20 protein-coding genes are annotated in these 17,408 nt (G+C 72.8%); 17 read left to right on the top strand and 3 right to left on the bottom strand.

Annotated features, from left to right (window positions below; genetic code table 11):
* Window positions 1–180 precede the first annotated feature (180 nt).
* The 14 genes from AB0L89_RS38705 to AB0L89_RS38640 all read left to right on the top strand — a co-directional run bounded on the left by AB0L89_RS38705 (window position 181) and on the right by AB0L89_RS38640 (window position 14,192).
* Complete coding sequence (locus AB0L89_RS38705; RefSeq protein WP_365152237.1) at window positions 181–858, top strand: ATP-binding protein; 678 nt, start codon at window positions 181–183, stop codon at window positions 856–858.
* The gene (locus tag AB0L89_RS38700) at window positions 855–1,535 is read left to right on the top strand and encodes a response regulator (protein WP_365152235.1); all 681 of its coding nucleotides are present in this window, start codon (window positions 855–857) and stop codon (window positions 1,533–1,535) included. The genes AB0L89_RS38705 and AB0L89_RS38700 overlap by 4 nt, the downstream gene beginning before the upstream one ends.
* A gap of 221 nt (window positions 1,536–1,756) precedes the next feature.
* Window positions 1,757–3,136 carry an LLM class flavin-dependent oxidoreductase gene (locus AB0L89_RS38695; protein WP_365152233.1) on the top strand — a complete coding sequence of 460 codons (1,380 nt, stop codon included), beginning with the start codon at window positions 1,757–1,759 and terminating at the stop codon, window positions 3,134–3,136.
* A 9-nt stretch (window positions 3,137–3,145) separates the two neighbouring features.
* On the top strand, window positions 3,146–4,315 hold the full coding sequence (locus AB0L89_RS38690; protein WP_365152231.1) for a pyridoxal phosphate-dependent aminotransferase: 1,170 nt from the start codon (window positions 3,146–3,148) through the stop codon (window positions 4,313–4,315).
* On the top strand, window positions 4,305–5,279 hold the full coding sequence (locus AB0L89_RS38685) for a 3-methyl-2-oxobutanoate hydroxymethyltransferase (protein ID WP_365152229.1): 975 nt from the start codon (window positions 4,305–4,307) through the stop codon (window positions 5,277–5,279). The genes AB0L89_RS38690 and AB0L89_RS38685 overlap by 11 nt, the downstream gene beginning before the upstream one ends.
* Window positions 5,276–6,601, top strand: coding sequence for a diaminobutyrate--2-oxoglutarate transaminase (ectB, locus tag AB0L89_RS38680; RefSeq protein WP_365152227.1), 1,326 nt, complete (start codon window positions 5,276–5,278; stop codon window positions 6,599–6,601). The genes AB0L89_RS38685 and ectB overlap by 4 nt, the downstream gene beginning before the upstream one ends.
* The gene (locus AB0L89_RS38675) at window positions 6,598–7,590 is read left to right on the top strand and encodes a diiron oxygenase (protein WP_365152225.1); all 993 of its coding nucleotides are present in this window, start codon (window positions 6,598–6,600) and stop codon (window positions 7,588–7,590) included. The genes ectB and AB0L89_RS38675 overlap by 4 nt, the downstream gene beginning before the upstream one ends.
* Before the next feature lies 1 nt (window position 7,591).
* Window positions 7,592–8,839, top strand: coding sequence for an MFS transporter (locus AB0L89_RS38670; protein ID WP_365152223.1), 1,248 nt, complete (start codon window positions 7,592–7,594; stop codon window positions 8,837–8,839).
* A complete protein-coding gene (locus AB0L89_RS38665; protein WP_365152221.1) occupies window positions 8,832–9,572 on the top strand; it encodes a TSUP family transporter in 741 nt (246 codons plus the stop codon). Before AB0L89_RS38670 ends, AB0L89_RS38665 begins: the two co-directional genes overlap by 8 nt.
* A gap of 91 nt (window positions 9,573–9,663) precedes the next feature.
* Window positions 9,664–10,536 carry an NAD(P)-dependent oxidoreductase gene (locus tag AB0L89_RS38660; protein WP_365152219.1) on the top strand — a complete coding sequence of 291 codons (873 nt, stop codon included), beginning with the start codon at window positions 9,664–9,666 and terminating at the stop codon, window positions 10,534–10,536.
* Window positions 10,533–11,816, top strand: a complete 1,284-nt coding sequence (locus tag AB0L89_RS38655) for an ATP-grasp domain-containing protein (RefSeq protein ID WP_365152217.1) — start codon at window positions 10,533–10,535, stop codon at window positions 11,814–11,816. The genes AB0L89_RS38660 and AB0L89_RS38655 overlap by 4 nt, the downstream gene beginning before the upstream one ends.
* Window positions 11,813–12,337, top strand: a complete 525-nt coding sequence (locus tag AB0L89_RS38650) for a flavin reductase family protein (protein ID WP_365152215.1) — start codon at window positions 11,813–11,815, stop codon at window positions 12,335–12,337. The genes AB0L89_RS38655 and AB0L89_RS38650 overlap by 4 nt, the downstream gene beginning before the upstream one ends.
* Window positions 12,338–12,359: 22 nt before the next feature.
* Complete coding sequence (locus AB0L89_RS38645) at window positions 12,360–12,974, top strand: pyridoxamine 5'-phosphate oxidase family protein (protein ID WP_365152213.1); 615 nt, start codon at window positions 12,360–12,362, stop codon at window positions 12,972–12,974.
* 126 nt (window positions 12,975–13,100) lie between these two features.
* Window positions 13,101–14,192, top strand: a complete 1,092-nt coding sequence (locus AB0L89_RS38640; protein WP_365152211.1) for a winged helix DNA-binding domain-containing protein — start codon at window positions 13,101–13,103, stop codon at window positions 14,190–14,192.
* A 29-nt stretch (window positions 14,193–14,221) separates the two neighbouring features.
* Here AB0L89_RS38640 and AB0L89_RS38635 read toward each other — a convergent pair whose 3' ends face one another.
* Window positions 14,222–14,971, bottom strand: a complete 750-nt coding sequence (locus AB0L89_RS38635) for a dienelactone hydrolase family protein (RefSeq protein ID WP_365152274.1) — start codon at window positions 14,969–14,971, stop codon at window positions 14,222–14,224.
* 110 nt (window positions 14,972–15,081) lie between these two features.
* On the opposite strand from AB0L89_RS38635, the gene AB0L89_RS38630 reads away from it, so the two are divergent.
* Window positions 15,082–15,564: a MarR family transcriptional regulator gene (locus AB0L89_RS38630; protein WP_365152209.1), complete on the top strand. Its 483-nt coding sequence runs from the start codon at window positions 15,082–15,084 to the stop codon at window positions 15,562–15,564.
* A gap of 216 nt (window positions 15,565–15,780) precedes the next feature.
* On the top strand, window positions 15,781–15,978 hold the full coding sequence (locus AB0L89_RS38625) for a hypothetical protein (protein WP_365152207.1): 198 nt from the start codon (window positions 15,781–15,783) through the stop codon (window positions 15,976–15,978).
* A gap of 113 nt (window positions 15,979–16,091) precedes the next feature.
* Here AB0L89_RS38625 and AB0L89_RS38620 read toward each other — a convergent pair whose 3' ends face one another.
* Window positions 16,092–16,292 carry a hypothetical protein gene (locus tag AB0L89_RS38620; protein ID WP_365152205.1) on the bottom strand — a complete coding sequence of 67 codons (201 nt, stop codon included), beginning with the start codon at window positions 16,290–16,292 and terminating at the stop codon, window positions 16,092–16,094.
* A 195-nt stretch (window positions 16,293–16,487) separates the two neighbouring features.
* On the opposite strand from AB0L89_RS38620, the gene AB0L89_RS38615 reads away from it, so the two are divergent.
* Entirely contained in the window at window positions 16,488–16,676 is a 189-nt protein-coding gene (locus AB0L89_RS38615; protein ID WP_365152203.1) for a hypothetical protein, read from the top strand.
* A gap of 1 nt (window position 16,677) precedes the next feature.
* Here the strand turns inward: AB0L89_RS38615 and AB0L89_RS38610 are convergent, their stop codons facing one another.
* Window positions 16,678–17,334, bottom strand: a complete 657-nt coding sequence (locus tag AB0L89_RS38610) for a histidine phosphatase family protein (RefSeq protein WP_365152272.1) — start codon at window positions 17,332–17,334, stop codon at window positions 16,678–16,680.
* Between the last annotated feature and the right edge of the window lie 74 nt (window positions 17,335–17,408).

The following is a 17,408-nucleotide window of genomic DNA, read 5'->3' as shown; positions in this document are numbered from 1 at the left end:
ACTCCTGATAAGCGCGCACACGGTCACGCGCGGAATCCAGGCTAGAGGGAGTGAGCCCAGGTCAGGGCGGTCTTGGCACATACCTTGGCTTTACCTCGGAAAGATTGTTCTGCTCATTCTGACCGTGTAGGAAGAGAGTGGAACTCAAGATCTTCATCTTGCGCATGTACTGGGGGGAAGTTGAAGAACCAACGGATTCTCGATGCGACGCCATGGGCCCGTGACCACGAACTGGCGAATTACCTGCACACCCTCGCAGGCCTGCTCGATCTGGAAATGTACGCACGGGCGCGGCAGTTCGTGGCGGAGCTCTCGGGCCATCCCGCACCGGAGCGGGATCCCGCTCCGGATCCCCGTCCGGCCCCGGCGCGCGAGAGACGGACCGAGCCGCTCCTGCACGCCCTCCTGGCCGGCAAGCGCGCCGCCGCCGCCGAGCGGGGCGTCACCCTCAGGCTCGCCGACAAACCGTCGCCGTCCCGTCCCGCCGTCGCCCCGCGCGACCTGGTGACGGTGCTCGGCAACCTCATCGACAACGCCGTCGACGCGGCGGCCGCGCACCCGGCGGCGAAGCCCTTCGCCGAGGTCGGCATGTGGGCGGAGCCCGGCGCCACGGTCCTGAGCGTCGCCGACAACGGTCCCGGTGTGCCGACGGCCCTGCGCACGGCGGTCTTCCGCGAGGGCTGGTCGACGAAGCAGGCGCCGCCGCACCGCGGCCGCGGGGTCGGCCTCGCGCTCGTCGACGGCGTCGCGCGGCGCTACGGCGGCTCGGTCCGGCTGACCGAACGGCCCGGCGGAGGAGCCGTGTTCACGGTCCGGCTGCCCCGCGATCCGGTCGCGACGGCGGGAGCCGCGCCGTGATCGACGTCCTGGTCGTGGACGACGACTTCTACGTCGCCGAGGTCAACTCCGGCTATGTGTCCCGCGTGCCGGGCTTCCGTGTGATGGGCCGGGCCCACACGGCCGCCGAGGCCCTGATGGCCGTCGAGCGCGGCGGCGTCGACCTGATGCTGCTCGACCACTACCTCCCCGACGAGGACGGGCTGCACCTCGTGCGCAGACTGCGCAGGATCGGCCACGAGACCGACGTCATCATGGTCTCGGCGGCCCACGGGGCGGAGCTCGTGCGCTCGGCGCTGCGCAACGGCGTCCTGCAGTACCTGGTCAAACCGTTCACCTTCGCGGCGCTGCGGGCCAAGCTGATGTCGTACGCGCAGATGCGGGACCGCCTCGACGGTTTCGACTCCCTGGGGCAGGGCGAGGTGGACGAGATCTTCGGCACGCTCCACGCGCCGGTCCAGGCGGAGGTGCCGCCCAAGGGGTACTCGGCGGCGACCACCGAGCGCATCCGCGACGAGCTGCTCCGGGCCGGCCGGGCGCTGTCCGCGCAGGAGGTGGCCGACCTCACCGGAGTGAGCCGCTCCACCGCGCAGCGTTACCTCAAGCACCTCCAGGAGCGCGGCAGCGTCCAACTCGCCCTGAAGTACGGGGGCGCCGGACGGCCCGAGCACCACTACGAGTCCGCGCGCCCCGGCTGAGCGCGCCTCCCTGACGCCACTGGGCCCCGCCCCCTTGGGGGCGGGGCCCAGTGGCGTTCCCTGGCGCAATCCAGCCGTTACCACCCGGTAATCAAAAGAAGCAGAAGGAGCTTTCCGCAGTAAAACCACAGTGCACGCAGAACCGTGTCCGCACCCGGCTCCTGATCTAGTGTCCGTCTCGATCCAAAGCTCCTCACCTGCAAGGACACCGGAGACCTGCCATGGGCGTGACACGCCGTACGCTCCGTCTGGGAGCCTTTCTCCTTTCCCCCGGCTACCACGTGGCCTCCTGGCGGCACCCCACGGCCCCCGCGGACGGCGGCCATGACTTCGCCCACTACCGTCAGCTTCTGCACACCGCCGAGCGCGGCAAGTTCGACATGTTCTTCGTCGCCGACGGGGTGGGCATCCGCACCCCGTACCGCAACGCCGACGACCTGAGCCGCTGGGGCCGCTTCCTCCAGTTCGACCCGCTGACGCTCCTGTCCGCCCTCGCCGTGCACACCACGCACATCGGTCTCGCGGCGACCGCGTCGACGACGTACAACGAGCCGTTCCACATCGCGCGGAAGTTCGCCTCGATCGACCACCTCAGCGCGGGCCGGGCCGCCTGGAACATCGTCACCTCGGTGACGGACGCCGAGGCGCGGAACTTCAACCGCGACTCCCAGCCCGACCACGCCTCGCGCTACCACCGGGCCAGGGAGTTCATGGAGGTCGTCACCGGGCTGTGGGACAGCTGGGACGACGACGCGTTCGGCTACGACAAGGAGTCCGGGCGCTACTTCGACCCCGACAAGCTGCACGTCCTCGACCACAAGGGCGAGCACTTCTCGGTGCGCGGACCGCTCAACGTGGCCCGCTCGCCGCAGGGTTACCCGGTCCTCATCCAGGCGGGCGCCTCCGCCGACGGCCAGGACTTCGCCGCCCGCTGGGCCGAGGTGGTCTTCACCGCCGCCCAGACCCTGGACGAGGGACAGCGGTTCTACCGCGGCATCAAGCAGCAGGCCGCCGCCTACGGGCGCGACGCCGACCAGATGAAGGTCATGCCCGGCCTCTTCCCCGTGATCGGCCGCACCCGCGCCGAGGCCGAGGACAAGTACGCCGTCCTCCAGGACCTGGTCGACCCCGTCGTCGGACTCGGGCTGCTCACCCAGCTCCTCGGCGACATCGACATCTCCGGCTTCCCGCTGGACGAGCCGCTGCCCGAACTGCCGCCCACCCAGGGCAGCACGAGCCGCCAGCAGCTCGTCTACGACAAGGCCCGCCGCGAGGGCCTCACGATCAGGGAGCTGTACCAGTCGCTGACCGGGGGCCGCGGCCACCGCATCGTCATCGGCACCCCGGACGACGTCGCCGACCTCATGGAGGAGTGGTTCACCGGGGAGGCCGCCGACGGCTTCAACGTCATGCCGCCCGTCCTGCCCGAGGGCCTGGACGACTTCGTCGACCTCGTGGTGCCCGAGCTGCAGCGCCGGGGCCTGTTCCGCACCGAGTACGAGAGCACCACCCTGCGCGGAAACCTCGGCATCGACCGGCCCGCCCGCGGCGCCGCCGCCGAACTCCCGCTCGGCACGGGCCCCTTCCAAGTCCAGGAGTGAGCACACCTCATGCCGTCCTTCGGTAGAACCCTCAGCGAGATACCGCCCTCCCCGCTGGTGGCCGTCGACCGGCTGCTGCGCTCCGGCGCGCACGCCGAACCGGTGCCGCTCCAGCAGGGCAAGACCGTCTTCGAGCCGTGCGTGCGCCCTGCCGCCTGGGAGCGCGCCGAGTTCGGGATCGCGGCCCACGAGCACGCGCCGCCCGCCGGAGTGCCCGCCCTGCGCGAGGCCTTCGCCGACGCGGCGAGCCGGCGCCGGGGCACCCCCGTCGACCCCGGCCAGATCCTGGTGACCAGCGGCGCCACGCACGCCATCGCCGTGACCCTGCACGCGATCCTGGCCCCGGGGGACGAGGTCCTGATCCTCTCCCCGCAGTGGCTCTTCGCGACCGGCCTGGTGTGGGCGGCCGGCGGGACGCCCCGCGAGGTGCCGGTCTTCCTGGAGCTCAGCGAGGACCCGGACTTCGACTTCGTCGCACGCATCGAGCGGGCCGTCGGGCCGCGCACCCGGGCGATCTACTTCAACAACCCCAACAACCCGACCGGCTTCCGCCTCGACGAGCGGGCCCTGGGCGCGCTCACCGCGCTGGCCGAGCGGCACGACCTGTGGCTCATCGCCGACAACGCGTACGAGAACTACGACTTCAGCGACGACGGCTTCCTCGACACCGCGACCGTCCCCGGCGCCGCCGAGCGCACCTTCTCGGTGCACAGCTGCAGCAAGACGTACGCGATGCCCGGCGCCCGCGTCGGCCATCTGATCTCGCCGCCCGGCGCGGAGGAGATCCTCACCAAGTGGTCGCTGCACACGCTGTACTCGGTCGCCACGGCCGCGCAGTACACCGCGTTCCGCGCCCTCGCCACCCCCGCCGACGAACTCGCCCGGCGCCGCGCGGCGGCCGAGCGCGCCTGGCACCTCGCCGACGCCGCCCTGGAGATCCCGCACACCCGCATCGCGGGCGGCCTCTACACCTTCCTCGACCTGGCCCGCTACGGCGACGGCGAGGAGTTCGTGCGGCGCTGCGCCGAGGCCGGGGTGGGGCTCGCGCCGGGCCGGGTGTTCGGCGCGCACTGCGACGGCTGGGCCCGGCTCTGCTTCACCGCGGCACCCGAAGAGGTCGTCGCGGACGCCATCGGCCGTATCAACAAGATCTACTGGGAGGGCGGCCGTGACCGTTGACACCACCGTGGCCAGGCCGGCCGCGGCATCCGCGCTGGCTCCGTACCTGCACCGGTACGACAGCCCGGCACAGCTCGGACTCAAGATCAACGCGTATCGGGGCTACGAGGTCGAGGGCCTCGCCGAGGCCCTGCGCGCACCGGACCTGCAGGGCGCCCCCGTCGAGTGCGTGATGGTCGGTGACTCGTACTTCATGACCCACCTGGGCCGCGCCGGCACCACGCTGACCGGCGCCGACGAGCAGGAGTGGGGCCTTGCCACCCTCACCGGCCTGGTGGCCGAGGTGCGCAAGGCGCTCGACGCCGAATTCCCCGCGGAGCGGCGGCCGTTCCTGCTCGCCGACCTGCCGGACGGGACGACGCTCGGCCCCGCCACGGCGCGCGCCGCCGCCGACCGGTTCGTCGCGGCCGGCGCGGACGCGGTCAAGATCGAGGTGGCGGGCGAGGGCGAGTTCGCCTGCATCGAGGCGGTGGCCGCGACCGGCACCCCCACCCTGGCGCACCTCGGCTACACCCCGCAGAGCGGCGGCCTGACCCGGCACGGCGACGCCCTCGACGGCGCGCTCGCGCTCTTCGCGCAGGCCCGCAGGGCCCGCTCGGCGGGCGGCTGCGGACTGATCGTCGAAATGGTCAGCGAGGCCGTGAACCAGGCGCTCAGCCGCCCGCACCCCGAAGGGCTGCCGCTGTACTCGGTGTTCAGCGGACGCGCCCGCTGGGGCGGCCAGAGCCTCAACCTGTGGGACGCCGTCGTACGCCCCGTGCCCGGCGGCCGCTACTTCCCGCCGACCCCGGTGATCGACGCCGCCGAGGTGGCGGACCGCTACACCCCGGAGCTGATAGCCGACCGCATGCGCGCACTGCTGCGGCTCAGCCTCGCCGGCTGGTTCCCGCTCTCCCCGCGCACCGCCCTGACCCCCCGTGAGACGGCCGAGATCACCGGCATCGACCCCTGGAGTGCCTCATGACCACCGCCGAACCGGTCGCCGCGCGCGCGACGACCCCCGGAACGGACACGGCCGTCTTCGACGAGCTCGAATCGGCCGTACGCACCTACTGCCGCCGCTTCCCCGCCGTCTTCACCCGCGCCTCGGGGCACCGGATGTGGGACGCGGACGGCCGCGAGTACGTCGACTTCCTGTCGGGCGCGGGCGCGCTGAACTACGGGCACAACCCGCCCGAGGTGCGCGCCGCCCTCATCGACTACCTCCAGGCCGACGGACCGGTCCACGGCCTCGACCTGCACACCGGCGCCAAGGCCGCGTTCCTGCACCGCTTCCGCGAGGTGGTGCTCGCGCCGCGCGGGCTCGACCACCGGGTCCAGTTCACCGGGCCCACCGGCACCAACGCCGTCGAGGCGGCCTTCAAGACGGCCCGCCGGGTCACCGGACGCACCGACATCATCGCCTTCACCGGCGGCTTCCACGGCCTCTCGCTCGGCGCGCTCGCCGCGTCCGCCACCTCGTTCAAGCGCGGCGCGGCCGGTGTACCGCTCGGCCACGTCACGCGCATGCCCTACGAGGGGTACGCGGGCGAGGGCGTCGACACCATCGACTATCTGACCCGGATGCTCGACGACCCGGGCAGCGGCATCGACCTGCCCGCCGCCTTCGTGGTGGAGACCGTGCAGGGCGAGGGCGGCCTCGCGGCGGCGAGCGCGCCGTGGCTGCGCAGGCTCGCCGAGGTCGCGCGCGAGCGGGGCATCCTGCTGATCGTCGACGACATCCAGGCGGGCTGCGGGCGCACCGGCACCTTCTTCAGCTTCGAAGAGGCGGGCATCGTCCCCGACCTGATCTGCCTGTCCAAGTCCATCAGCGGCTTCGGCCTGCCGATGGCCCTCGTCCTGGTCCGCCCCGAGCTCGACCAGCTGGGCCCCGGTGAGCACAGCGGCACCTTCCGCGGCAACAACCTCGCCTTCGTCACCGCCACGGCCTGCCTGGAGCGCTGGGCGGACCCGGAGTTCGGCGCGCGCGTGCTGCGCAACGCCGCCGCGTTGGAGGAGCGGCTGACCGAACTGGCCGCCACGTTCGCCCACCTCGGCTGCACCGTCGTGGGCCGCGGCCTGATCCGCGGCCTCGCCTTCACCGACCCCGCGCTCGCGGACAAGGTGTCGCACGCCGCCTTCACGCGCGGGCTCCTGGTCGAGACGTCCGGTGCCCGCGGCCAGGTCCTCAAGATCATGCCGCCGATCGTGGCGGACGCCGAGGAACTGGCCCCCGGCCTCGCCCTCCTCGCCGAAGCCGTCGAGGCGGCCGCGGCAGACCACGTATCCGAAGGGGACCAGCGTTGAGCATCGCCGAGCACGAGCACACCATCGAAGGCGGCCTCGCAGAAGGCTACGAGGACGGCCACGAGCACGGCATCGACGAGACCGTGCTGCGCCGGATCGCCGACTCCTGGCCCCGGCGCGCCACGATCCGCACCGACCTGGACCAGATATCGGAGCCGGAGGAGTACGACGAGCTGCTGCCGGACTACCCGGAGCGCCTGCTGCCGTTCGCCGAGCACCCGCTGTACCTCGCGGCCACGCCCGAGCAGCGCCAGAAGGTCCTCACCATGGCCTGGCTGGTCTACAACGAGCGGGTCATCGCGGCCGAGGAGCACGTCGCCAACCCGACCTTCGCCATGATCATGCACGGCGCCTTCCCCGGCGCCGACAGCGTCCAGCTCAAGCGCGCCGTCCAGCAGACGCACGTGGACGAGGTCTGGCACACGTACATGCACATGATCGCGATGCAGCGCACGCGGGACGTCCGCCAGGTCACCGGAGAGCCCTCCTACCCGCACACCGTCACCTATCGCCGCCTCCTGGAGGCCGACGCGAAGGTGTCGGAGCGCTGGGAGCGCGACCTGCTCAAGCTGGTGTGGACGACCGTCTCGGAGATCAGCGTCAACGCCTATCTTGAGCTGCTCTCGCGCGACAAGACCGTCCAGCCGCTGCACGCCCTGGTGCCCCGGCTGCACGCCCGCGACGAGTCCGCGCACTCCTCCGTCATGGTCGAGGTCGCCAAGGCCCTGTACGTGCACATGAACACCGAACAGCGCCGCGCCTTCGTCGACTCGCTGCCCAAGGCGCTGCACGCCTTCGTGGAGCAGGACTTCGCGGTGTGGCCCGGCATCCTCAAGGCGGCGGGCTTCGAGAAGGCCGACGAGATCGTCGAGGACTGCCGGCGCCAGGCCGGCGCGGGACTGCTGGTGCGCGACTTCTCCGGGGTGCGGCGCATCGTGCGCGAGATGGAGCTAGAGGACCAGGTCGACTTCGACTTCGGGACCGAGTGACATGAAGCTCACCGCGGGCGGCCGCCGACTCGCCGCCGCAGCCCTCGTCCAGTCGCTCGGCATCGGCCTGTTCATGGCGAGCTCCATGGCGTACTTCACCCGGCAGGTCGACCTCTCGGCCAACCAGGTGGCCTCCGGGCTCGCCCTCGCCGGGATCGTGGCGCTGGGGATCTCGCTGCTCGGCGGGGTCCTCGCCGACCGGTACGGGGCGCGGCGGGTGCTCGCCGCCGTGTACCTGGGGCGCGGGCTGTGCTGCGCGGCGTACGTCCTCGTCACCGACTTCTGGCAGTTCATGGTGGTGACGCTGTGCGCGGTGGCGTGCGACAGGGCGGGGCCGCCGGTGCTCCAGGCGCTGGTGGCCGTGGCCGTGCCGGAACGCCAGGAGCGCACCCGGCTGCTCGCGGTGGTCAACGTCGTACGCAACTGCGGACTGGGGGTCGGCGCGATGGCGGCGGGCGTCGCGCTCGCCAGCGACACCCAGACCGCCTACCGGGTCACGCTGATCGCCATCGGGCTCGCCTTCCTGGGCGGCGCGGTGCTCGTGCTGCGGGTGCCCGAGCCGGCCGCCCCCACGGCAGGTGGAAGACCGGCGGAGGGAATCGAACCGGCGGCGGCCGAGGAACGCCCGGCCAGGAGCCGGGTGCTGCCCGACGCGCGCTATCTGACGCTGACCGGGCTCAACTTCCTGCTGTTCTTCTTCGACACGATGCTGCTCGTCGCGATGCCCGTGTGGATCCTGGAGCACACGGACGCGCCACGGGCCACCGTGTCGGTGCTGTTCGCGCTGAACACCGTGCTCGTCGTGGTGCTGCAGATCCCGGTCAGCAAACTGGCGACCGGCCAGCGGCGCACCACCCGGATGCTGACGTGGACGGGCGCCGTCCTCGCGGTGAGCAGCCTGTGCTTCGCCGCGTCCGGCTCCGTCGGGGGAGGGCCCGCGGTGGCGTGGCTGGCCGCCGCCGTGGTGACGCTGTCCCTGGCCGAGGTGATCGCCAACTCCGCGGTGTGGGACCTGTCCATCGCCCTGGCCCCCGAGGAGCAGCGCGGACGCTATCTGTCCGTCTTCAACCTGAGCGTGGCCGGCCAGCGGGTGCTCGGCCCCGTAATGGTCACCGGGCTGCTGCTCGGTTCGGGATCGCTCGGCTGGGTGGTGGCCGCGGGAGTCCTCGTGGTGGCGGGCGTCGCGGCCGAGCGGGTCGCCCGCGCGGCCGGGGAGCGCATGCGCACGGCGGTGCCCGTCGATGCCTGAACTGTCCGTGCTCGCCTGCGCGTCCGTCGCCGTGTTCGTCGGCGCGCTCGTCCAGGGCAGCCTGGGCGTGGGCCTCGCCCTGGTGTCGGCGCCGGTGGTGCAGATCGCCGCGCCGAGCCTCATGCCGGGCTCGCTCCTCGTGGTCGCCGCGGTGCTGGCCGCGCTCGGGGCGGTCCGGGAGATCTCCCACACCGACTGGTACGGCGTCTCCTGGGCGATGGCCGGGCGGATCGCGGGCACGGCAGCCGCCTCGTACGTGATCCTCGTCGTGTCGGTGCCGACGCTCGACCTGCTCTCGGCGGGCATCACGCTGGGCGTCGTCTCGCTCCTGGCCTTCGACCCGGCCCGACTGCCCAGGAACCGGGGCACGCTGATCGCCTCCGGCGCGGTGGCGGGCCTGACCGGGACGACGTCGTCCATCGGCGGGCCGTTCATCGCGCTCGTCTACCACCGGGAGCCCGGACCCACGGTCCGCGGCACCCTCAGCGTCTTCTACACCGCAGGGACGCTGCTCTCGCTCGTCTCCCTCACCGTCGTCGGCCGCCTGCCGCGCGAGCAACTGGCCTTCGGGGCGCTGCTGCTGCCCGCCGTGGTGGTCGGCTTCGCGCTGTCGGGCCCGGTGCGGCGCCGCGTGGACGGCAGCGGCCGGATGCGCGGCGCGGTGCTCGTCCTCGCGGTCGTCGCGGCGCTCGTCCTCATCGTGCGGGGGCTGGTCGCCCTGAGCGCGGGATGAGAGGCGTACGCCACGGGCACCGCGGGACACGCACCGAGAGCTGAGCACAAGCACCGAGATCTGAGCACAAGTACGGAGAAAGGAACGGAACATGCGGGTGGGGTTTGCGGGACTGGGGTCCATGGGCGGGGGCATGTGCCGCCGCCTCGCGGAGCGCGGCTTCGACGTGGTCGCGTACGACACCGACGCGGGCGTCGCCGCGGCGGCCGGCGAGCACCCGGGCGTGCGCGCGGCGGCGTCGGTCGCGGACCTGGCCGCGCCGGTCGTGGTCACCATGCTCCCCGACGGCGCGGCCGTGCGGCAGGTGGCCGACGCGCTGCTCCCGCACCTCGCCGCCGGCTCCCTCATCGTCGACACGGGTTCCTCGGCGCCCGAGGACACCCTCGCCCTCGGCCGCGCGGCCGCCGCGCACCGGGTGGCCGTGGTGGACGCGCCGGTCTCCGGCTCCCCGGCCGCCGCGCGCGCGGGCGAGCTGACGCTGATGGCCGCCGGTGAACCCGACGACGTGGCGCGGGCGGAGGAGGTGCTCGCGGCCCTCGGCAGGGTGTACCGGGTGGGCCCGGCGGGCGCCGGTCACGCGCTGAAGGCGCTCAACAACCTGCTCTCCGCGGTCAATCTCGCCGCGGTCGCCGAAGTCATGCTCGCCGGGCGGGCGTTCGGCCTGGAGCCCGCGGCGATGCTGGAGGTCATCAACGCCTCCACGGGCCGCAACCACGCCTCGCAGACCAAGCTGCCCGACCACGTGCTGCCCGGCACCTTCGACTCGGGCTTCGCGCTGCGGCTGATGCTCAAGGACATCCGCATCGGCACCTCGCTGCTCGACTCGGCGGGCGGCCCCGCCGCCTTCGGGCACGCCTGCCAAGATCTTTGGGAGAAGGCGCACGACGAGCTGCCCGAGGGCGCCGACAACGTCGAGGTCGTGCGCTGGCTGGAGAACGCATCGGGACGGGAGCTGCGCGCATGACGCACGGGAACACACCGCGGATCGCGGTCATCGGTGGCCAGGTCGCCACCCTGAAGAAGGCACGGCAGGCAGGCTTCGACATCGTCTGGGTGTACGGCCCGCACGAACTCGACACGGCGGGCCTGGAGTTGGTGGCCGAGGCCCACCTCACGGACTACCGCGACCCGCGGGCGGTCGCCGATCTGCTGGCCGCCGTGCACCGGCACCGGCCGCTGGACCGGGTCATCTCGATGATCGAGGACGGCCTGGAGTCGGCGGCGGCCGCGACGACGGCGCTCGGCCTGCCCGGCACCGGTCTCGACACCGTCCGCGTGCTCCAGGACAAGCTCGCCTTCCGCGAACTGCTCGCCGAGCGGGGCATCGAAGGGGTCGCATCGCGCCTCGGGCACGACGAGGCCGACATCCGCGCCTTCGTCGCCGAGTTCGGGCCCGCGGTGATCAAGCCCCGGTACGGCTCCGGCAGCCTCGGCGTACGGCTCGTGCACGGCCCCGAGGCGGTCGCCGAAGTCGCCGCCTGGGCAGCGGAGTTCGGGCTGCACACGTTCGTGATGGAGCAGTATCTGCGCGGCCCCGAGTTCAGCGTGGAGGCCTTCAGCTTCGCGGGCGAGCACGCGGTCGTCGCGTACACCGCCAAGGAGAAGCTGGACTCGTTCGTCGAGGTCGGGCACATCCAGCCCGCGGCCCTCGACGCGGACACCACGGCCGCGATCGCCTCGCTGGTCGGCCGGATGCTGGACGCCGTCGGGGTCACGGACGGCCCCTCCCACAGCGAGGTGATCGTCACCGCCGACGGCCCCCGTCTGGTCGAGTCCCACAACCGGCGCGGCGGCGACCGGATCGCCGACCTGGCCACCGAGGTGTACGGGACCGACATCGACGCGCTCGCCTTCCTCTGGTACGCGGGCCGCACCGACCCCGTCGTGCCGGGACCGGCCAGGGGAGGCGGCGCCATCCGCTTCCTGACCGCCGAACCGGGTGTCGTCGAGTCCGTCACCGGTGCCGACGACGTACGCGCCGATCCGCGCGTGGTGGCCCTCCAGCTCTCCGTCGCCCCCGGCGACACGGTGGACCCGATCGCCTGGTCGTACGACAGGTCGGGGCTGCTCATGGTCCGTGGCGAGTCGGCCGACGACGCGCGGGCGCTGGCCCACGAACTGGCCGACCGGATCACCATCAAGACCCGGCCCGCGACGACGCCGGACGCCCCCCGCTCCATCACGGCCGTGGCCCCCCGCCCCGAACGGCTGCTCGGCACCACGCCCCCGGGGACGGCTTCGTGACCACCGCGGCGCCCACCGTCGGCGCCCGTGAGCTGCGCACCGCGCTGCGGGGGCACGCCTCCGGCGTCGCGGTGCTCACCGCGGCCACGCCGGCCGGACCCGCCGGGGTGACGATCACGTCGTTCACCTCGGTGAGCGCGGAACCGGCGCTGGTCTCCTTCGCGCTCGCCGAGTCGTCCTCGACGTGGGCCAGGATCAAGGACTGCGAGAGGTTCGGGATCCAGCTGCTCGGCGCCGGCCAGCGGGACGTGGCCGAGCGGTTCGCGGCGCCGGGCGTCGACCGTTTCGCGCCGCCCACGCGCTGGCACGAGGGCCCGCACGGGGTGCCGCTGCTCGACGGCTGCGCCGCCTGGCTCGTCGGTTCGCGCCACCACCGCCTGACGCTCGGCGACCACGAGCTGATGGTCTGCGCGGTGGAGCACGTACGGATCGGAACCCCGGGCGACGGCCTGGTCCACCTGCACGGGGCGTTGCACGCGGCCCCGGCGGGCCCCCGGAGACCGGAAGACCCACAGGCTTGAGACAGTCGAGAGAGGTGACCCCATGGGCAAGCTCTACGAAGGGCTGACCCCCGCGCTGCGCGAATTCATCGCGCAGGCCCCGATGTACTTCGCGGCCACGGCGCCGCTGTCCGCGGACGGACACGTCAACGTCTCCCCCAAGGGCGGCATGGACACGTTCGCCGTCCTCGACGACACGACGGTGGCCTACCTGGACCTCATCGGCTCCGGGGCCGAGACGATCGCGCACGTGCGCGAGAGCGGCCGGATCACCTTGATGTTCTGTTCGTTCACCCGCCGCCCCAAGACCCTCCGCCTCTACGGCACCGCCCGCTGCGTCTTCCCCGACGCCCCCGAATGGGACGCCCTGATCGGCCACTTCGGCAAGCACCCGATCCCCCGCTCCATCGTGGTCGTCTCCCTCACCCGCATCACCGACTCCTGCGGATTCACGGTCCCGGAAATGACCCTGGTCCGCGAACGCGACCTCCAGGACCAGTGGGGCATGCGCAAGTCGGACCAGGCGCTGGAGGACTACATGCGCGAGAAGAACACGTCGAGCATCGACGGGTTGCCGGCGCGGCCGGTTCGGGCGGTGCGGGCGGCGGATCCGGCCGAGGACGTGCCGACCCCGACGGGAGTGGCGGACAGAAGCTGACCGCATCGCCTGGGACCGTGGCCCTCCGTCGGTGTCGGTGAGAGAGCGGGAGCAGTCCTCCATGGTGTTGGTCGTTTCGCCCGGTTCGGGGCTTCAGTCGGCTGGTCGGTGCCCGGCGGTGGTCCGATGACCGTGCTCACCGTTCGCGCGCTGGGACGGGCCGCGCTCGCCCGGCAGCTGCTGCTCGACCGCGCCGGTCTGCCGGTCCTCGACGCCGTGTCGCACCTCTGCGGGCTCCAGGCGCAGGAGCCGCAGGAGCCCTTCGTCGGGCTGTGGACCCGGCTGCGCGGGTTCGAGCCGGGGGCGCTCGACGCACTGCTCGTCGAGCGGCGGGTCGTCCGCACGCACCTCATGCGCCGGACGGTCCACCTCGTCACCGCCGACGACGTACTCGCGTGGCGGGCCCGGCACGATCCGATGCTGCGGCAGCGCGTGCTCGGGGTCTACCGCCGCGACTTCGACGGCGTGGACCTCGACGAACTCGCCGCGGCGGGGCGGGAGGTGCTGGCCGACGGCGAGCCGCGCTCCATGCCCGAACTCGCGCGGGCCGTCGCCCACCGCTGGCCCGACGCGGCGCCGCGCGCCCTGGGGGAGATGCTCGTCGCCGGGCTCGTGCCGATGGTGCAGCTGCCGCCGCGCGGCCTGTGGCGAACCAAGGCCGGCGTACGCAATCTGCCGCTCGCCGCCTGGCTGGGGCGCGAGAGCGACCCGCCGGCCGAGGACGGCGCCGACCCGGTCGGCCGGGCGCTGGTCCGCCGCTACCTGGCCGCCTACGGCCCCGCCGCCACCGCCGACCTGCGGGCCTGGAGCGGACTCGCCGGGCTCCCCGCCGCCGTCGCCGCCGTCCGCGGGGAACTGGTCGCCTTCCGCGACGAGCGGGGCCGCGAACTGCTCGACCTGCCCGACGCGCCGCGCCCGGACCCCGACACCCCCGCGCCGGTCCGCTTCCTGCCGGCCTTCGACAACGCGATCCTCGGCTATCACGACCGGAGCCGGATCATCGACGACGCCCACAAGGGGCTCTCCGTCGCCGGGGAGCGGGCCGTCCTGGTCGACGGCCGGGTCGCGGCGAAGTGGACCGTGCAGGAGGGCACCGTGACGGTGGCCCCGCTGCGCCGCCTCTCCCGTGCCGAGCGCGCCGAGGTCGCGGAGGAGGGCCGGGCGCTCGCCGCGTTCCTCTCGGAGGGGGAGAGCGAGCGAGTCCGGGTCGGGGAGTAGCCGCCCCTCTGGGCTGAGTTGACGAACCCTCAGGCGGTGCTCAGTCTGCGGGTCAAGAGGGCGAGCAGACGGTCCCAGTGGCGCTGCGTTCCCGAGGGGCTGAACGCGTCGGTGTCGGACATCGTGAAGCCGTGGACGGTGTCCGGGTAGATCTCGCACGTGTGGGTGACGCCCGCTGCCTCCAGGGACCGGGTCACCTCGGCGAGGGCCTCGGGCGTCATGTCGTTCGTGGAGAGGCCCAGGTGGACCTCGGCGGTCAGCGCGGGGAAGGCGAGGTGCGGGCTGTCGGGTTCCTCGGTGACCAGGAAGCCGGGGTGGAAACCGGCGACCGCGGCCACCCGGTCGGGATGGGCCGCCGCGGTGCGCATCGCCAGGGCGCCGCCGATGCAGTAGCCCAGCACGCCGACCGGCCCTTCGCTCACCTCGGGCCGGGACGCCAGGAACGCGAGGTACGCCCCGGCGTCGCTCAGGAACCGTGCCGTGGTGAGCTCCCCGAGGAACGGCATCAGCCGCTCGACGACCGCGGGGCGGATCTCCGCCCCGATGTGCTCGGGGAGCTCGATCAGCGGTGCCGTGCCGTGGCGGTAGTAGAGGTGCGGGACGAGGACGTAGTAGCCGTGCCCGGCCAGTTCGCGGGCCCGGGACTCCAGCTCGGGCCGCACGCCGAAGGCGTCGCTGTACAGCAGCACGGCGGGGTGGCGCCCGCCGCCGTCGGGGAAGGCGGCGTAGGCGTCGGCGTGACCGTCGGGGGTGGGAACGCGCAGTGTCGTGGTGGGAATGGCGGGTCTTCCTTCCTGGAGTTCGCCGATCAGCGTTAGTGCCACTAACGGTGTCGGCGGAAGGAACGTATATCGTTCGTCCCGCTAACGCAATGGAGGGGATCGGAGCCATGACCAGAGCCGAAGCCGCCGGCCTGCCCGACGACGGCGTACCTCAGGTGCCCGACCGGCTGCGCCGCCGCGCGAGCCGGCAGCTGTCGCAGCTGACCACGCGGTCGGACCGGCTGATCAACGAAGGGCTGGCCCGGGTCGACGCCCGCAAGTGGCACTACGCCGTGCTCGCCTCGCTCCAGGACCACGGCCCCGGCAGCCAGGCGGAGCTGAGCCGGCGCACCGGCATCTACCGCAGCGACATGGTCGGCGTGCTCAACGAACTCGCCGGGCGTCAGCTCGTCGAGCGCGCCCCCGACCCCGCCGACCAGCGCCGCAACATCATCACGATCAACACCCGGGGCCGCCGTCGGCTGAGCCGCCTCGACCTGGTCCTGGACGAACTCCACGACGAGCTGCTCGCCCCGCTGGACCCTGCCGAGCGCGAACAGTTCATGGGGTTGCTCACCCGTCTGCTGGATCACCATGAGAGGGCCACCTGACCGCGGGACCGCCGGGCCGCCTGATCGTCGTCAGGTGTTCACACTCGTGATCATTCGCTCCGGGAAATCCGTCCGTGAAGTGGCCAGGCGGATCGTTACGGCGTTCACGTACGGGTGATGTGGTGATTGTCGAGGGGCGGGGCTGGGGAGCCACGGATCGGCTCGCGTTGTGTGTCGAGTCGCAAACGAAATCCGTTGACGCAAAGGAGAGTTCACATGCGCCGCTCCGCCGCCCTCATCCTCGGGACCGTCTCACTGCTCGGGGTGCTCGCCGTGCCCGCGAGCGCCGTGCCCGATCCCGTCGGCACGGTCGACTGCCTGACCCAGTCGGCCGGTGACGTCACGTCGCTCGTCGACCCCGCGAGCCCCGGCGTGCCGTCGGAGGTCCCGGGCGCGGCGTGCCTCGCGCCCTGAGCCGACCGGTGCGGTGCCCCGTGGGCTGACCGGCGCGTCGCCCTGACGCACGTGCGCGGACCCCGGTGCCGGGGTCCGCGCGCAGGTGGGTCGAGGAGAGGGGGCCGGGGACGTCAGTCCCACCGGTACCCGTCGCCGAAGTTGAGGGTGTGCTCCAGCACGTCCTCCAACGGGTCGTCGATCTGGCCGGTGTTGATCAGGCCGACCCTGGGGGCGTTGTGCGCGTTCGTGTGGGTCTCGTCGGCGTGTGCCGTGCCGGAGCACAGGACGGCGGGCGCGGCCGCCATCGCCGCGACCAGCGCCCAACGGGACATTGCCTGTACCCGACTGCCGTTCACTGCGGCCTCCTTGGACGATGTGCGTCCGGGCCGCCGGTCGCGGCCCGCTCACGGGGTGTAACCCCGGTGAGGCCAGGAAGTCACCGACGATCATACGAACGGGTTGTCGCGGGCCCGTCGGCCGGACAGCTCCGAGATCCGCCCCTCCCCGTCGAGAAAGAAGAACGCCGCATGCGCCCTCGCCGCCTCCGTCCCCGTCCCGCCCTCGCCACCGCCGTCCTCGGCGCCCTCGCCCTCGCCGCCGCCGTGACCGCCCCGGCCAACCCCTCGCCGCTCCCCGTCACCGACTCCCTGATCAGCGAGGGAATCACCGTCGAGGGGCCCTTGATCAACAACGTCGTGCTGCCGCGGCTCGCGTGACTCACGCCCCCTGCCGCGCCGCCGCGTCCGGCTCGCACGCGCGGAACTCCGGCGGGAAACCCGTCCAGCGCAGCTCCCGGGGCAGATGCCCCATGTCGTTGTAGAAGACGATCGAGGCGGGGCGGCCCGGGGCGTAGCGGATGACGGTCAGCGCGGCGTTGCAGTGGTTGAGGCCGAGCCAGCGCCAGGGCGGGGCGTCGAGCGCGTCCCGGACCAGCCAGCCGATCAGGAAGTTGTGGGTGACGACCAGTTCGTGGCACGGCTCGTCGCCGGACACCGGTCCGGTGAACCGGGCGAGGGCCTGCTGGGCCAGCGCGGGACCGCCCTCGCGCTCCGCCGCCGGGAACCCCGCCAGGTGCCGCAGCGTCGACTCGGCGCTCTCCGGCGGGAGTTCGTCGGCCTGCGGCAGGTAGGGGAGGTAGTCGCCGACGATCGCCGAGGGCCGCACGGGGACGCCGTCGAGCCGCTCGCCGATGAGGCGGGCGGTCTCCGCGGCCCGGGGCAGCGGACCGTGGTGGACCGCCGACAGGGGCGCCCCGCGCAGCCGCTCGCCGAGCAGGACGGCCTGGCGGCGGCCCGCTTCCGTCAGGCCGCTCTCGTCGGCCGTGGCCTCCCCGTGCCGGGCGAGATAGAGGTGCCGCGTGGCGGTTCCTGTGATCATGGCGGGCGTCCTTCTCCGTCTGCTCCGAGCTGCTGATCCCACGTACAGCCTGGAGGGACGCCCGCCCGGTC

The sequence above is a fragment of the Streptomyces sp. NPDC052114 genome, assembly GCF_040680155.1.
Lineage (GTDB): Bacteria > Actinomycetota > Actinomycetes > Streptomycetales > Streptomycetaceae > Streptomyces.
The sequence above is the reverse complement of the archived record's forward strand: the minus strand, read 5'-3'. Positions and strand labels throughout refer to the sequence as shown.

Excerpts from the sequence above, each read along its gene's own strand:
- AB0L89_RS38645 (WP_365152213.1), top strand. The coding sequence starts at position 12,360 with ATGGGCAAGCTCTACGAAGGGCTGACCCCCGCGCTGCGCGAATTCATC.
- AB0L89_RS38615 (WP_365152203.1), top strand. The coding sequence starts at position 16,488 with ATGCGCCCTCGCCGCCTCCGTCCCCGTCCCGCCCTCGCCACCGCCGTC.
- AB0L89_RS38655 (WP_365152217.1), top strand. The coding sequence starts at position 10,533 with ATGACGCACGGGAACACACCGCGGATCGCGGTCATCGGTGGCCAGGTC.
- AB0L89_RS38690 (WP_365152231.1), top strand. The coding sequence starts at position 3,146 with ATGCCGTCCTTCGGTAGAACCCTCAGCGAGATACCGCCCTCCCCGCTG.
- AB0L89_RS38620 (WP_365152205.1), bottom strand. The coding sequence starts at position 16,292 with ATGTCCCGTTGGGCGCTGGTCGCGGCGATGGCGGCCGCGCCCGCCGTC.
- AB0L89_RS38640 (WP_365152211.1), top strand. The coding sequence starts at position 13,101 with ATGACCGTGCTCACCGTTCGCGCGCTGGGACGGGCCGCGCTCGCCCGG.
- AB0L89_RS38665 (WP_365152221.1), top strand. The coding sequence starts at position 8,832 with ATGCCTGAACTGTCCGTGCTCGCCTGCGCGTCCGTCGCCGTGTTCGTC.
- AB0L89_RS38695 (WP_365152233.1), top strand. The coding sequence starts at position 1,757 with ATGGGCGTGACACGCCGTACGCTCCGTCTGGGAGCCTTTCTCCTTTCC.
- AB0L89_RS38625 (WP_365152207.1), top strand. The coding sequence starts at position 15,781 with ATGCGCCGCTCCGCCGCCCTCATCCTCGGGACCGTCTCACTGCTCGGG.
- AB0L89_RS38630 (WP_365152209.1), top strand. The coding sequence starts at position 15,082 with ATGACCAGAGCCGAAGCCGCCGGCCTGCCCGACGACGGCGTACCTCAG.
- AB0L89_RS38660 (WP_365152219.1), top strand. The coding sequence starts at position 9,664 with ATGCGGGTGGGGTTTGCGGGACTGGGGTCCATGGGCGGGGGCATGTGC.
- ectB (WP_365152227.1), top strand. The coding sequence starts at position 5,276 with ATGACCACCGCCGAACCGGTCGCCGCGCGCGCGACGACCCCCGGAACG.
- AB0L89_RS38670 (WP_365152223.1), top strand. The coding sequence starts at position 7,592 with ATGAAGCTCACCGCGGGCGGCCGCCGACTCGCCGCCGCAGCCCTCGTC.